Below are 14,870 nucleotides of genomic sequence, written 5' to 3'. Positions count from 1 at the left end.
CCTTAAATTCGCATTCATACAATATGTGATTAAATAACACAAGTTTATCATTTGTGCTCGTTTAATCCTTCACCTTATTATTGTATGTATATAACATCAGTGACTTAAAAACTGCTGGTTATACATTTCTGCATAAACACCATTTTGATTATACAAATGCTGATGAGTCCCTTGTTCAGCGATTTCTCCATCCTTAATGACCATAATATGATTGGCATTCTCAATTGTTTTGAGGCGATGGGCAATGACAAATGTCGTTTTCCCCTTCGTTAATTGTGCTAATCCCTTTTGAATATGAATTTCGGTTTGTGTATCAATACTCGATGTGGCTTCATCTAAAATTAGAATATTGGGATTCGAAAGCATAGCTCTTGCGATAGAAAGAAGCTGCCTTTGACCTTGACTTAAATTGCTGCCGCCACTTTCTATTAACGTATCATATCCTTTAGGGAGATGTTTTATAAAGGCATGAGCTGACGCAAGCTTGGCTGCCTCTATTACATCTGTATCTTTTGCTTTAAGCTTCCCATAACGAATATTCTCCATAACTGTTCCAGAAAATAAATAAGAATCTTGTAGGACGATTCCGATATTTTTACGAAGTAGACGGATTTCATAGTCTCTTATGTCTGCACCATCAATATAGATTGCACCCTTTGTAACATCATAAAAACGAGCGAGTAATTGAATGATTGTTGTTTTACCCGAACCAGTTGGACCAACGATGGCAATGGTCTCTCCAGCTTTCACACTAAAATTAAGCGATGATAAAACCTCTTTCTTCTCATAAGCAAAAGAAACATTCCTAAATTCAACATTTCCTAACAATGCAGACACCTTCAAAGCTTTGGGCCTATCAACTATATCAGTTTTTTCATCTAAAACTTCAAATACACGCTCTGCACCAGCAATGGCGGATTGGAAGGTGGTAATCAAATTTGACAACTGATTAATTGGACGGTAAAAATTGCGAGAATACGTCACAAATGATGCAATCATCCCTATCGAAGCCATATTTACAATCGCTAGTAACGCGCCTGTAAATATAATAAAGGCTAACCCCAAGTTATTCACAAAATTATTCACTGGGCCAAGAAATCCTGAAGATATTTCAGCACGAATAGAAGAAGTTCGTAACGACTCATTTTGATAATTAAAAGAAGTAAGAACATCATCCTCTTTGCCATATAATGAAATGATCTCCAATCCAGAGATGGACTCCTCCACTTTCGCATTCACTTCGCCAAGATCTCGCTGTCTCGCAGAAAAATAACGACTGCTATAAGACACAATCGCTTTAGTTGCTAAAAACATAAGTGGAATCACCAAGAATGCCACAATGGCCATCACACCATTTAAAGCAATCATCGCTATCGCTACCCCGGTAATTGTTAAAACGGATGAAACTATTTGAATCACACTTTGACTAAGTGCTGCATGTAATTGATCAATATCATTTGTTACTCGACTCATTAATTCGCCATAAGAACGCTTATCGAAAAATTTCAATGATAAACTTTGGAGCTGATCAAATAATTCCTGGCGGATTTTTTTTATTGTTAATAATGACACATTTACCATTATGAGCGCTTGTGCCCATGTGGTAATAGATATAAGGATATATATACATGCAAGTATGGCGGACATGACAATGGTACCTGTAATATCACCTTTTAAAATATAATCATCAATAATGACACCGATTAAATAAGGACCAGCTAATGTAAATAAAGTTGATAATAACACCATAAAAACAACAAGTATCATTCTTAACTTTTGTTGTTTCATATACTGCCATATACGTAGCAATGTCCCTGTAAATTTTTTCGGTGTTGCACCTTTCCCATTCATGCGGCTAGGTCCTCGGCCAAAATCTAGTGTTTTTTGTTCTTTTGGTTGATTATTCATGGCCGGCTCCCCCTTGTGTTTGGTAAATCTCCTTGTACACTCCACTTTCTTCTAACAACGTATCATGATTACCTTTAGCCACAACCTCACCCTCATGAAGAACAAGAATCTCATCAGCTTCTCTTATGGAAGATATCTTTGATGAAATAATAATTTTCGTCGAATGACGCTGCTTTAATGCTTGTTGAATTTTCTTTTCAGATAGTGCATCAACGGCGGATGTTGAGTCATCAAGAATGAGCAAGTCTGGCTCCCTAATAAATGCTCTAGCAATGGAAAGTCTTTGTCTTTGACCACCGGAAAAATTCTTCCCTCCTTGCGCCACTTCATACTCATAACCTTCATCCAATTTATCAATGAACTCGACTGCACATGCATCATTTGCCGCTTGTTTCATTTCTTCTAGTGATGCATCGGTTTTCCCATCTTTTAAATTGTTTGCAATAGTACCAGAAAATAATAGTGCACGTTGGCTGACAAAACCGATTTGTTTCCGTAACGTTTCTTTGGTGTAATTTTTTATATCAACACCGTTCAAAAAGATTTGCCCATGATCGACATCATACAATCGAGGAATTAGTTTGGCTATCGTTGTCTTTCCACTACCAGTTGGACCGATGATTCCTAATGTCTTACCTCGTTGAATAGTGAAGTTCAAATTTTTCAGCACATACTCCCCATTTTTGCTATAACTAAAAGCAACATCTTTAAATAGTAAATGATCCTCTTTTTGATTAACAATGGTATATTCACCGTCAACCATATCTTGCTCAACCGTGAGTACTTCTTGTATGCGATTAGCTGAAGGGAAAGCTCTTGTTATCAACATCAACACATGGCTACTGGACATCAAGCCATTCATAATAATTGTCATATAGTTTATAAAAGCAAGGATTGCTCCCACTTCAATTGCTCCTCCATCAACCTTTATTACACCAAGCCATAAAGCAGCCACAATGCCTAAATTCACAATAAAAAGCAACAATGGCATCATGAGAGCAATCAATTGTTCTGCTGAAATATTGACCTTCGTTAACATGCTGTTTTTTTCGGCAAAGCGCTTCTTTTCAAAGTTTTCCCTTCCGAATGCTTTAACAACGCGAATACCGGCTAAATTTTCTTGTAAGCGCGTATTGATGACATCGATTGCTTCTTGCACTTTTTTAAATAAAGCTGCTGATTTTTTTGTGAAATAAATAATAATAATAAATAAGATCGGCACAGCAATCATAACAATTGGAAAGAGTTCTCTTGCAGTAAAAAAGACGATTAGGACACTACCTATGAACAATAATGGTCCCCTTACAAAAACTTTCAACGTCATTAATATCGCACGCTGTAAAACACTTATATCATTACTTACAATCGTTATGAGCTTACCCGAACCATATCGATCCACGTCCCTACTTGAAAATTGGACAATACGATTAAATACATCCTTTCTTATGTCTGTTGAAAAATGGACAGCAGCTTTTGTGCTGAAAATAGAACAACCAATCCCACCAATTAATCCGATGATGGCGACAATGATCATAGAAATACCAAGCTGAATCGTCAGCTCCGTGTTATTATTAGCAATTGCGTCATCAATCATATGTTGCATGATTGTGGGCTGAAGTAAATCCATACTTACTTCAATAAACATTAATAAAGGGCCCAAACAAGCAAAAAACCAATATGGCTTTATGTAATTTAATAATTTTCCAAATGATTGCATCCATTCTCTCCTCTATTTCTTGTTGTTCTAACTTAATTATTTTAACGCTTACTGACTGTATTTGGTCAATTAGAATTTCCCCTTTTGTAAATTGTTTTGTTCTACAATAGTAAAAAAGCTCACCCGAATTTATTCAGATGAGCTTCTTTTATTTACGATTAGCCCCCATCTTCACAAGTTTCATGAGGCTCAACGTGAACATGGACATCATAAACATGATGATTCTCGATTAATTCTTTTTCAACTAATGTAGCAAGATCATGGGCAAGATTAATATCCATCGTTCCTTCTACACAAATAATCACATCTACAACGATATTATTTCCATACAAACGCCCTTTGATTTCCTTTATTTCTTTCACACCTTCAATCGCATGAATGGCATTTTCATATTCCTCAATCTTATCCTCATCAAAGCCGTCTGTTAATTGATGTGTAGAGTCCCTGAAGATCTCCCAAGCTGTTTTAACAATCAAACACCCAACTATTACAGCTGTCACAGTATCTAACCAAGGTAATCCAAGTTGAGATCCAAATATACCAATTGCAGCACCAATACTAACAAGAGCATCAGAGCGATTATCCATTGCCACTGCATATAGTGATTTACTATCAATGCTTTTTGCTAACTTTTGGTTGTAAGTAGACACAACAAACATTATTGCAGCAGCCAATAAAGCCACATATCCAGCAATCGCATTAGGAGCTTCGGATGTTTGATTTACTAAAGAGGAAAACGCTCCAATAATTACCTCTGCACCTACAGCAAACATAATAAAAGCAGCAATCAAGGAGGCAATTGCTTCACTCTTCCAATGTCCATATTTATGATCTTTATCGGGAGGCCGTTGTGAAATTCTTAAGCCCACCAATACGGCAATACTCGCAATAATATCTGTCACATTATTTAATCCATCTGCTTTTAGCGCAGCTGAGTTTGTCATATAGGCAACGGTCAACTTAAAAACCGATAGTATTATATAGACAATAATACTTAACTTTGCACCTTTTTCACCAATTTTTAAATTCTTATATTTTTGTTCATCCACTAAAAAACACACCCTTCAATAGCTATATTTATCATAGCAATCACTAGTCGAGTGGGTCTATAGCAACCTTTTTGGCTAATTGAATTTAAATAGGGATAATAAAAAAATGTTGAAAGAGGCAAACATTTTATCGGTAATCCAAACATATCTACAATCCTCCTAGCCCCTGCATCGTATTCACATAATGTCTCCAGAATCACACCTTTCATACATAGATTGAACCCCTTATAATTGTTGAAGATTAATTTATATCTACACAAAAAAGGCTTCCAACTAAATATTTGGAAGCCTCTAAGTATGGCAAGACAAAATCTTGCTTTGTATTAGATTAGATATGCATATGATACACCACGTATCATGTCGTACATTCCTTTTCTCGTGTGCCAATATGCTAAAACTTCTAGCTATTTTTCTCTTCTTGAGTTCTGAACAAATACAAACCCTTTTGAGTAAATCTCCGTTACTTATTCTCCATGCCAATCTTCAACCAGCATATGATAAAGTATGCAAGGACAATAAAAGGAACTTAGGCATACAGGAAGTACTTAAATTTTTAAACTTGAATTACCTCTCCCTTTCTATCGTCTTTTACCAAATGAATTTCCCTTTATATATAGAACAACAATTGCAGTAATGATAAACCCCGTGATTACAAATGTCCCAATTCCTGCTCGATATACGATATAGACATCGGTATGCTTAAATACATTCATAATTAAATATATCATTAGTGTTAAAGCAAGCACGATAATAATTGAGGTGAATTTATTTTTACCACGGTACATCATTTCACAACCTTCCACTCCGAAAGTGACTATTCTTTTGCTTTCTGCTCTATACTTATGTACGAAACAAGCTAAGATATGACAAGTCACTCTGCACACATTCTCCACAACTATTCTCTATAATATGCGATAGGTGATGCTATGAAGAATTTATCCGTAAAACTAGGACTTATATTTTTCTTGATTATATTTACTTTAGAACTCTTTCTATTTTTCTTTCTTCACTCTTCCTTAGTTGAGTCGCGAGTGGAAGAGGAACTTTTTGCCTTACAATCTAGGGGAGACGCTCATAGAGATACGTTAAAGACAAGTTTTGAAGCAGATACAATTGAGCATGTAGCCCTAATGGAAAAGGAAGCCAATACGGATGTGATGGTTACAAACTTAAAGGGAAGTGTACTTGCTTCCTCACTTTCAATTGATTTAAAAAAAATAATTTCATCAGGAATGAAGCTACAAAACGGTGTCGTAGAAAATGATTGGAAAAATCAACCCTATATTGTTACTGTAAGCTCTATTCCTAATCAAGGATACGTTTTCATGTTCCAAAACACTGATTCTATTCAAACACTGATTGATCGTTTAAATAATCATTTTTTTATTACCGGATTAATCACAGCTATCTTAACGATTGTGATTATAATATTGCTTTCTATCGCTTTAGTTCGACCGCTTAATAAGATGAAAGAAGCCACGATACAAATAAAAAGTGGCGATTTCTCCATATCTCTACCTGATATAGGAAATGATGAACTTGGTAAACTAGCAAAAACCATCAACCTACTTGCAAGTGAGTTAATGCATTTAAAGGAAGAACGCAGTCAATTTTTAGCTACTATTTCTCATGAATTAAGAACACCGCTCACTTACCTTAAAGGATATGCTGACATTGTTCAAAGAAAGAATCTCTCCATTGAAGAACGTGATAAATATTTATCCATCATTCAGGAAGAAGCCAAAAGAATAAATACACTAGTAGAAGACTTATTTGAATTAGCAAAAATAGATCAATACGGCTTTGAAATGAAGAAACAAACCATTCAGTTAAGCGAATTCATAGCCCATTTACATCATAAATTTGAACCAGCTTTCTTGCATCAATCCATGAGATTACATGTGGAAATGCCCCAAAAAGATATTAATGTGAATATCGATTCTGCTAGAGTAGAACAAATGCTTTATAACCTTTTGGATAATTCTTTGAAATATAGTCAAACAGCTACGGAAACAACATTAAAAATATGGACGAATACAAAAGATTTATACTTAAGAATTATTGATAACGGAAGTGGCATTCAAGAAAAAGATCTCCCACATATCTTTAAACGCTTTTATCGTGGAACATATAGCAACGATTCAGGTAAAGGAGGTTCTGGTCTTGGTCTTTCGATTGTGAAAGAATTAGTCAACGCCCATAATGGTGAGATTACTGTCATAAGCAACTCAAAAACCGGGACAACTTTTACTATCATGTTAAAAGGAGCGGTATTAAATGAGAAAGATACTTTTAGTAGATGACGAAATGCGGATGCTTGATTTATTAGACCTATATTTATCACAGAACGGGTTTTCTTGTATAAAAAAAACTTCCGGTGCATGTGCGCTTAATTATATGGAAGATCACGCTATTGAACTAGTTATCATTGATGTAATGATGCCTGATATGGACGGGTGGGATCTATGTCAATTGATTAAACAACAAAGTGATGTGCCGATTATTATGTTAACAGCGAAAGGAAGTAAACCAGATGTCGTCAAGGGGCTAACCATTGGTGCCGACGATTATATTGCAAAACCATTTGATGAAGAAGAACTTATCGCTAGAATCGAAGCTGTCTTAAGAAGAACAAAATCAATTGGCAGTGAAATCATATTTAAAGAACTACAGTTAAATAAGGAATCCTATGATTTTTACTATCAAAAGAAAAAAATCCCTGTCACGCAAAAAGAATTTGTGTTACTTGAGCTTTTTTTATCTCATCAAAATCATGTTTTCTCTCGCGAACATCTCATTACGAAAATTTGGGGATACGGTGTATATATCGAAGATCGAACAGTTGATTCACATATACGAAATATAAGAGAAAAGCTACGTGAAGTCGACTTCCCTATTGATCAGCATTTACAAACCGTATGGGGAATTGGATATAAATGGGTATCATAATCTTTCCTTTTGTTCAGAATGAAGAAGACAATATTCCTTCATATAATCTGCAAATTTACGATTTATAATAATTGCAAATCCATTAAAGGAGATGACCTAAATGAAAAAGCAACTAACCGTTGGAATAATTGCCTTGTTGGCAATGGTATTTTTAGCTGCTTGTACTAACAACAATGATTCATCACCAACTAATGATGAAACGAACGAACAAGAAGAAATGAATCATGAAGAGATGGACCATGAAGGAATGGATCATTCTAGTGATGGTGAAATCCCGGAAGGCCTAGAAAAAGCGGATGAACCCACTTACGCTGTGGGCTCTACAGTTACAATAAAAAATGGACATATGGAAGGCATGGAAGGTGCGGAGGCAAAGATTGTTGGCGCCTATAATACAACAGCTTATGCAGTAAACTATACCCCTACTTCTGGTGGTGACCCTGTGAAAAATCACAAATGGATTATTCATGAAGAGCTTGAAGAACCAGGTGAAGCACCATTACAAGAGGGAGAAACCGCTGTGACTACTGCTGATCATATGGAAGGTATGAAGGGCGCAGAAGTAGAAATCGCTTCAAGTGAAGACACAACCGTTTATATGATTGACTATACGCCAACCACTGGTGTGGAAAAAGTCAAAAACCATAAATGGGTTACGGAAGCCGAATTAGAAAGATAAGAAGCAAATCGGCTCTAGTATAATCAAAAGTTGAATCATAGCATAATATCTTGTCCACATATCTTTTAGCAATCGCCAAGAGTTATGTGGACTTGCTTTTTCTATTGTGGTGTATCCACTTGAGTGGATATTCTCTATTTACCTATCTCTTATGTTTTCAAGTGTCTTGAATTATATTAGGTTGAGTTCTATCATCTCTCTCTTTTTATTCAATTCTTTTAAAATAATTTCCCCATATAATACTCATCATAATATTCTCCGTCCATTAATAACGATCTTCGCTTCACCCCTTCTACTTCAAAACCTATTTTTTTGTATAGTGCAAGTGCTGCTTCATTTTCTGATACTACTGTCAATTCAATCCGCATGATAGCTTGATGATTGGCCCATGCTAGTACCTCCTGTAATAATTGCCCTCCAACTCCCATTCCTCTGTAATCTTTATGAACACCGACAACAATACTCGCACAATGTTTTTTCTTTCGTACCGTTTCTTTGATCACAAGTGTATACCCAATCAATCGTTCTTCATCTTCGGCACCAATAACCGTTATATTATCTCTATTAATAATGGCCTCTGCTCCTTCAACTGTTAATGTTCTTTCCCCTGCTTCCATCAACATATAAGGACTGCTTGCCTCTACATCCTCCATTAATTGTACAAGTTGTTTCGCATCATCTACGGAAAGCTCTTTGATTATCATTCAAAACTCCAACCTTTCTCGATATGTACATTCTTACCTTCTAACGATTCAATATGGCCATTTTTCAAATATACACTTGCTTCATCATCCAAGCCCAACCCCTTCTCTGTCTTCGTTTCAGTCATCACAGCAAGTAGGTTCTGCCTTTCATTCCATTTTGTATAATGAGCAGCGATAATATAATCTTGTAAGATACCTAAGCCATTTAAAACCATCAGCTTATCTCCTTTATAATCGCTCGGGGAAACCATACAATATTCTGAGCAGATCAAAGCACCGGCAGAAAAGCCTGCGATTGGCACTCCTTCTTGAAAGAGTTGCTTTATTTCCTCCCCTACCCTTTTAGTTACGATATAGTGATGATAGGAAAGTGTGTCGCCGCCACATATAATAATGCCAGTTATTTTTTCACTACGGATTGATTTCGTCTCTTCTAATAAATAATAGCGAAAATCAGTTACACCTTCTTCTTCTAAAATATGCTGATATTTAGGCATATAAGTTTGCCAGCCTTTACGATTTAAACAAAATATCGCCACATGTCCATTTTTTTTTGATTTACAGAGACTAGCAAACTGCTTTCCATGAATTCTTCCAAAGGGCGGACTTCCACCAAATAAAAATAAATGTTGATCCATAAACACTCCCCCCGTTTCTTCAACTTTTCTTTTACATTACGAATTCTATTCTTAAACAAACATTAGCATAATTAATAAATAAAAAGTTTTTTTCCGCACAAACTTTTTCTATGAGATCAATCGTCTATCCATTGTACAAAGTTTTTTAAAAGGAGCTCCTTGAAAGATGAATAACCAAAATTTGTTTGTACAAATGATTGAAGAGCATAAACAAGATTACTACCGGCTTGCTTATAGTTATGTTAGAAACCAAGCAGATGCCTTAGATATTGTCAGTGAATCCATTAAAAAAGGATTGCTTTCAATAAATAAATTAGAAAATGTAGATGCATTAAGAAGTTGGTTCTATAAGATAATCGTACGTACATCGCTCGACTTCTTAAAAAAGCATAAACGCATGACTGTATCAGATCATGACACAATCACCTATTTGCAAAGTGGAGAACATGATGATTATATGCATTTTGACTTACATGATGCATTGGCACAATTGCCCTTACAATATAAAACAGTCATTTTACTACGCTATTTTGAAGACTTAAAGATTCAAGAAATTGCTACTGTAATAGATGAAAATGTCAATACAGTCAAGACTCGATTATATCGCGGCTTAAAATTATTAAAGCTTGAACTGACAGAAGGAGATGAAATGGATGAGTAACCGACTGAAAGAATGGCGTAGACAATATAATGATATACCTATACCAACAGAGTTAGATGATATTATAGAAAGTGCACTAACTAGTCACACTCAACAAAAGCATACGAAAAAGCGTTGGATATGGCCAACTAGTATTGTGGCAGCTGCGAGTATTTTTACAGCAACAGTAAACTTTAGCCCTCAGGCGGCAAAAGCAATGTCAGAAGTACCTATTTTAAAACAAATTATTGAGGTTATTACCATTGATAAAATACACGAGGAACAAGAAAGTAAATCCATTGATGTAGAGATACCAGAAATCTCTGGTCTAGAAAATCACCAACTAGAAACTCATTTAAATCAAGCTTTTCTAGAAAAAGGAAAGCAATTATATCAAGAATATATGGATAGTAATGGTCACCTAGCTATTCAAAGTGATTACTCCATTGTGAATGAAAATAATCAGATACTTTCTATTGAACTTAATACGTTTAAAGCTGAAGCATCTGGATATGAACAAAAAGATTACCTTACGATTGATAAAGAATTACAAACCGTTATTACTTTACCTAGTTTATTTACTTCAGAAGCATATGTAGAGGTAATAAGTGAAGAAATTAAAAAGCAAATGAAGCAGAATATGGCCAATGATGAAAATCTTATTTATTGGCTAGATGATGTCGAATCATTTACTACGATTAATCGCGATCAATCATTCTTTATCAACGAAGATAACCACCTGATCATGTCTTTTAATGAATATGAAGTGGCACCTGGTTATATGGGCGTTGTTCAGTTTGAAATTCCAACTGAGATCATCGATGAAATACTAGTAAGTGACCGTTATATAAACTAAGTATGATTTGAATAAATAGAAATGAGGCCTCTCCTACTTAAAAAAGAGGGGTCTTACTTTTTGGGAAGAAGCCATAATTGTAAACTTGAATTTTAAATGACCTTTTCTAATATATCATTGATCATTTCAAGATTCTTTTCTCCTGTTAACTGCTTATTTTTCCCTATTAAACAGGACTTTTCCCCCTTATAATATATCATTCTTTCCACCTATCCAAATCATTACATAATAAGAGTAAAATGAATAATTGTAGTGCTTTTTTATCGCTATTCTGCAAATTTTTTTACAAGCTTTTTGAAACTAATTACGACATAATCATCGTCTATTTTTATATACATAAAGTTTAATAGAAAATACGTAAATAATTTAGAGGTTCACTTTAAAACGGAGGAAGGTTCCCTCCGTCAGCTAGAGTTTAATTGCATCAAAAATGGAGGACGTACATATGAAAAAAAAGACACACACACATTATATTACCGGGCTCGACGGACTGAGAGCGATTGCAGTCTTAGCCGTCATCGCCTATCACTTTCGCTTTGATTGGGCAGAAGGTGGATTTTTAGGCGTTAGCCTTTTCTTTGTTCTATCTGGCTACCTTATTACTTCCACTCTATTACCGGATCAAAACAAAAGCATGAAATTAGATTTGAAGAAGTTCTGGGTTGGCCGTGCTCGCCGCTTATTACCCGCTTCTTATGCAATGATTTTTATTACCTTTGTGTGGGTCGTTCTTTTTCATCAAAACTTGTTATCCGTTATGCGTGGTGATGCGCTAGCTTCTCTATTTTATGTAAGTAACTGGTGGTTTATTTTCCACGAGGTTTCCTATTTTGATAGTTTTGCTGCTCCATCTCCAATAAAAAACCTATGGTCACTGGCAATTGAAGAACAATTCTATCTATTATGGCCACTTGCCCTAACGGCTCTAATTTATATCTTCAAGCATCGAGCAACTGTTTCAAAGATTATCTTTTTAGGTGCTTTATTATCTTGTTTATGGATGTCATTACAATATGATCCCAATGGTGATCCTAGCAGAGTTTATTATGGGACTGATACACGTTCATTTGAATTATTAATTGGTTGTTGGCTAGCACTTGTTTGGCCAATGAAAAGGCTATCAGCTAAAAAGCTATCACCCCAACTAAAACAAACACTTAATGTAACCAGTGTCGGTGCGCTAGTGATTTTGTTACTATGCATGTTTACCATTAATGAATATAATCCGTTTCTATATATTGGGGGCTTGTTCCTTATTGCACTCCTATCAGCGGTTGTTATTGCTTGTGTCTGTCACCCATCAAGTATATTAAGCAAATGGCTATCATGGAAACCCCTTAGGTGGATTGGTACTCGCTCATATGGTATTTATTTATGGCATTATCCAATTATTATTTTAACAACGCCTCTCGACCAAATAGCGGCACCGCAGTTATGGAGAGTGCTATTACAGCTCATTGCTATTTTTGCAATAGCAGAAGTTTCCTACCGATTCTTAGAGCAACCGATTAGAAAGTATGGTTTTAGAGCATTCTTTAAAAATTTCAAGAAAATAAATCCGCTCAAATGGAAAAGTTTAAATGTACAATGTAGAGTTGGTGCAGCTTTTGTCCCATTAGTAGCTATTATCTTTATTGCTGGTATGACGGGAGTTGTCAAGGGAGAAGAGCAAGAAGAGAAACCAACAGAGTTAGTTATTTCCCAAGAAAATAGTGAAGATCAACCGAAAGAAGAAACGAAAGAAGAAGCTTCGAATGTTCCAGAGAAAAATGACTCCTCTGAAGAAGCTCCAGAGGAGAATACAGAAGGTACGGAAGAAGTTGAGAATGAAGCAGAAAAACAGGCAGAGCCACTCCCTGCCGCTGAGCATTATAACCAAATTCTTGCCATTGGTGATTCATTAATGCTTGATGTTGCACCAAGTCTACAGTTACGCTTTCCTGCTATTACGATTGATGCAAAGGTAGGGCGTCAAGTTCATCAAGCAGTCGATGTTAGCCAGCAATACACTTCCTTTAACCAAAAAGGAAATGCGATCATTTTCATGCTAGGTACAAACGGCTTTTTCCGTGAAAAGCATTTAGATGAACTGGTTGATTTATTTAGTGAAGCAGATATTTACCTTGTAAATACAAAGGTACCACGTTCATGGGAAGAAGATGTAAATAAAGCTTTATTGGAAAAAGCGGAAGTTGAAGACCATGTCACACTAGTCGATTGGCACAAACTCGGAGAAAATCATCCCGAATACTTCGGAGGTGATGGCGTCCATGTAGGAAAAACAGGGGCAGAATCACTAGCTGAGCTAATCGAAACAGAAATGAATAACTATATTGAAGCATCCATAGAAGAAAAATAATCAACAAAGTGCCGCTGAACCCAAAAATGTTCAGCGGCCTTTTTTATATCAGCTGCATGCTAATTGTTGAACCATTGTGGAGAGTGAAATTCCGATAAAAAATATAGAAGAAACGACTTGTGTTTTCTCGGGTGCAGATTCTAAAATGGTGAGCTATGGTAACCCGTTTGCTCGTTCACTTGGTGGAGAATCTTCAAAGTAAATATCTGCACCTATTAAGAGAGGTAACAAGAAAAAGTTGCTCCAGTTAAAACTAGGACAAATACTTACCTCCAGCGAACTCCTCTGTATCTATTCTCACCTCTATGTTGTCTTATCTGTTTTCTTATTTCAAGCACCGGTTTCCGGTCAACTTAATGTGCAAATGACTTTTGCTCTGCTTTCGTTTACTATTTTCTATCTGAACGACTCGCTATCGCCATTTGCTCTCCTCTCGGTTCCTGTTTTCTACCTGAGCGACTCGCTATCGCCATTTGCTCTCCTCTCGGTTCCTGTTTTCTACCTGAGCGACTCGCTATCGCCATTTGCTCTCCTCTCGGTTCCTGTTTTCCATCTGAGTGACTCGCTATCGCTATTTGCTCTCCTCTCGGTTCCTGTTTTCCATCTGAGCGACTCGCTATCGCTATTTGCTCTCCTCTCGGTTCCTGTTTTCTACCTGAGCGACTCGCTATCGCTATTTGCTCTCCTCTCGGTTCCTGTTTTCCATCTGAGCGACTCGCTATCGCCATTTGCTCTCCTCTCGTTTCCTATTTTCCATCTGAGCGACTCGCTATCGCCATTGCTCTCCTCTCATTTCCTGTTTTCCACCTGAGTGACTCACAAACACCATTTGCTCTCCTCTCGGTTCCTGTTTTCCATCTGAGCGACTCGCTATCGCTATTTGCTCTCCTCTCGGTTCCTGTTTTCCATCTGAGCGACTCGCTATCGCCATTTGCTCTCCTCTCGTTTCCTGTCTCTCATCTGAGTGACTCACAAACACCATTTGCTCTCCTCTCATTTCCTGTTTTCCACCTGAGTGACTCACAAAACACCATTTGCTCTCCTCTCGTCTCCTGTTTTCCACCTGAGTGACTCGCAAACACCATTTGCTCTCCTCTCGTTTCCTGTTTTCCATCTGAGCGATTCGCAAACACCATTTGCTCTCCTCTCGTTTCCTGTTTTCCATCTAAGCGACTTGCAAATGCCATTTGCTCTCCTCTCGTCTCCTATTTTCCATCTGAGCGACTCGCTATCGCCATTGCTCTCCTCTCATCTCCTTTTTCTCATCTGAGCCACTCGTAAACGGCATTTGCTAAAACTTTCATCACTATTTCTCCGTTTAAATGAGACACAAACCACCTTTGCCTTATCAACTAAAACAAATATTTGTAT

At 36.5% G+C, this 14,870-nt stretch carries 15 protein-coding genes; 6 read left to right on the top strand and 9 right to left on the bottom strand.

Going from position 1 to position 14,870, the window contains the following annotated elements; all coding sequences use genetic code 11:
- Positions 1-96: 96 nt before the first annotated feature.
- The 4 genes from MHI57_RS21585 to MHI57_RS21570 all read right to left on the bottom strand — a co-directional run bounded on the left by MHI57_RS21585 (position 97) and on the right by MHI57_RS21570 (position 5,462).
- Positions 97-1,908, bottom strand: coding sequence for an ABC transporter ATP-binding protein (locus MHI57_RS21585; RefSeq protein WP_322910012.1), 1,812 nt, complete (start codon positions 1,906-1,908; stop codon positions 97-99).
- Entirely contained in the window at positions 1,901-3,625 is a 1,725-nt protein-coding gene (locus MHI57_RS21580; RefSeq protein WP_307317663.1) for an ABC transporter ATP-binding protein, read from the bottom strand. The genes MHI57_RS21585 and MHI57_RS21580 overlap by 8 nt, the downstream gene beginning before the upstream one ends.
- 158 nt (positions 3,626-3,783) lie before the next feature.
- Positions 3,784-4,674, bottom strand: coding sequence for a cation diffusion facilitator family transporter (locus MHI57_RS21575; RefSeq protein WP_095370184.1), 891 nt, complete (start codon positions 4,672-4,674; stop codon positions 3,784-3,786).
- A gap of 578 nt (positions 4,675-5,252) precedes the next feature.
- Positions 5,253-5,462: a hypothetical protein gene (locus MHI57_RS21570; protein WP_157733767.1), complete on the bottom strand. Its 210-nt coding sequence runs from the start codon at positions 5,460-5,462 to the stop codon at positions 5,253-5,255.
- Between the two features lie 138 nt (positions 5,463-5,600).
- Here MHI57_RS21570 and MHI57_RS21565 point away from each other — a divergent pair, with 138 nt between their 5' ends.
- From MHI57_RS21565 to MHI57_RS21555, 3 genes are all read left to right on the top strand, one after another.
- Positions 5,601-6,977 (top strand): HAMP domain-containing sensor histidine kinase, encoded by a 1,377-nt coding sequence (locus MHI57_RS21565; protein ID WP_340978170.1) that lies wholly within the window; start codon positions 5,601-5,603, stop codon positions 6,975-6,977.
- Positions 6,952-7,623: a response regulator transcription factor gene (locus tag MHI57_RS21560; protein WP_340978169.1), complete on the top strand. Its 672-nt coding sequence runs from the start codon at positions 6,952-6,954 to the stop codon at positions 7,621-7,623. Before MHI57_RS21565 ends, MHI57_RS21560 begins: the two co-directional genes overlap by 26 nt.
- Positions 7,624-7,723: 100 nt before the next feature.
- On the top strand, positions 7,724-8,302 hold the full coding sequence (locus tag MHI57_RS21555) for a YdhK family protein (protein ID WP_095370189.1): 579 nt from the start codon (positions 7,724-7,726) through the stop codon (positions 8,300-8,302).
- Positions 8,303-8,520: 218 nt separating this feature from the next.
- Here MHI57_RS21555 and MHI57_RS21550 read toward each other — a convergent pair whose 3' ends face one another.
- Together MHI57_RS21550 and MHI57_RS21545 are read right to left on the bottom strand one after the other, a co-directional pair.
- Positions 8,521-9,006: a GNAT family N-acetyltransferase gene (locus MHI57_RS21550; RefSeq protein ID WP_340978168.1), complete on the bottom strand. Its 486-nt coding sequence runs from the start codon at positions 9,004-9,006 to the stop codon at positions 8,521-8,523.
- On the bottom strand, positions 9,003-9,644 hold the full coding sequence (locus MHI57_RS21545) for a Type 1 glutamine amidotransferase-like domain-containing protein (RefSeq protein ID WP_340978167.1): 642 nt from the start codon (positions 9,642-9,644) through the stop codon (positions 9,003-9,005). The genes MHI57_RS21550 and MHI57_RS21545 overlap by 4 nt, the downstream gene beginning before the upstream one ends.
- Before the next feature lie 166 nt (positions 9,645-9,810).
- Between MHI57_RS21545 and MHI57_RS21540 the strand changes: the two genes are divergently transcribed.
- The 3 genes from MHI57_RS21540 to MHI57_RS21530 all read left to right on the top strand — a co-directional run bounded on the left by MHI57_RS21540 (position 9,811) and on the right by MHI57_RS21530 (position 13,499).
- Positions 9,811-10,305: a sigma-70 family RNA polymerase sigma factor gene (locus MHI57_RS21540; RefSeq protein ID WP_340978166.1), complete on the top strand. Its 495-nt coding sequence runs from the start codon at positions 9,811-9,813 to the stop codon at positions 10,303-10,305.
- On the top strand, positions 10,298-11,140 hold the full coding sequence (locus MHI57_RS21535; RefSeq protein ID WP_095370193.1) for a DUF3298 and DUF4163 domain-containing protein: 843 nt from the start codon (positions 10,298-10,300) through the stop codon (positions 11,138-11,140). Before MHI57_RS21540 ends, MHI57_RS21535 begins: the two co-directional genes overlap by 8 nt.
- 445 nt (positions 11,141-11,585) lie before the next feature.
- Positions 11,586-13,499 carry an acyltransferase family protein gene (locus tag MHI57_RS21530; protein ID WP_095370194.1) on the top strand — a complete coding sequence of 638 codons (1,914 nt, stop codon included), beginning with the start codon at positions 11,586-11,588 and terminating at the stop codon, positions 13,497-13,499.
- 389 nt (positions 13,500-13,888) lie between these two features.
- Here MHI57_RS21530 and MHI57_RS21525 read toward each other — a convergent pair whose 3' ends face one another.
- The 3 genes from MHI57_RS21525 to MHI57_RS21515 are packed head-to-tail and all read right to left on the bottom strand — an operon-like array spanning position 13,889 to position 14,686.
- Positions 13,889-14,227 carry a hypothetical protein gene (locus MHI57_RS21525; protein ID WP_340978165.1) on the bottom strand — a complete coding sequence of 113 codons (339 nt, stop codon included), beginning with the start codon at positions 14,225-14,227 and terminating at the stop codon, positions 13,889-13,891.
- 41 nt (positions 14,228-14,268) lie between these two features.
- On the bottom strand, positions 14,269-14,496 hold the full coding sequence (locus MHI57_RS21520; protein WP_340978164.1) for a hypothetical protein: 228 nt from the start codon (positions 14,494-14,496) through the stop codon (positions 14,269-14,271).
- On the bottom strand, positions 14,456-14,686 hold the full coding sequence (locus MHI57_RS21515) for a hypothetical protein (protein ID WP_340978163.1): 231 nt from the start codon (positions 14,684-14,686) through the stop codon (positions 14,456-14,458). Before MHI57_RS21515 ends, MHI57_RS21520 begins: the two co-directional genes overlap by 41 nt.
- Between the last annotated feature and the right edge of the window lie 184 nt (positions 14,687-14,870).

Origin of the sequence: Cytobacillus sp. FSL K6-0129 (assembly GCF_038007625.1) — a bacterium.
In the GTDB taxonomy this organism is placed as follows: Bacteria; Bacillota; Bacilli; order Bacillales; family Cytobacillaceae; genus Cytobacillus; species Cytobacillus kochii.
This window is presented reverse-complemented; position numbering and strand designations above follow the sequence as displayed.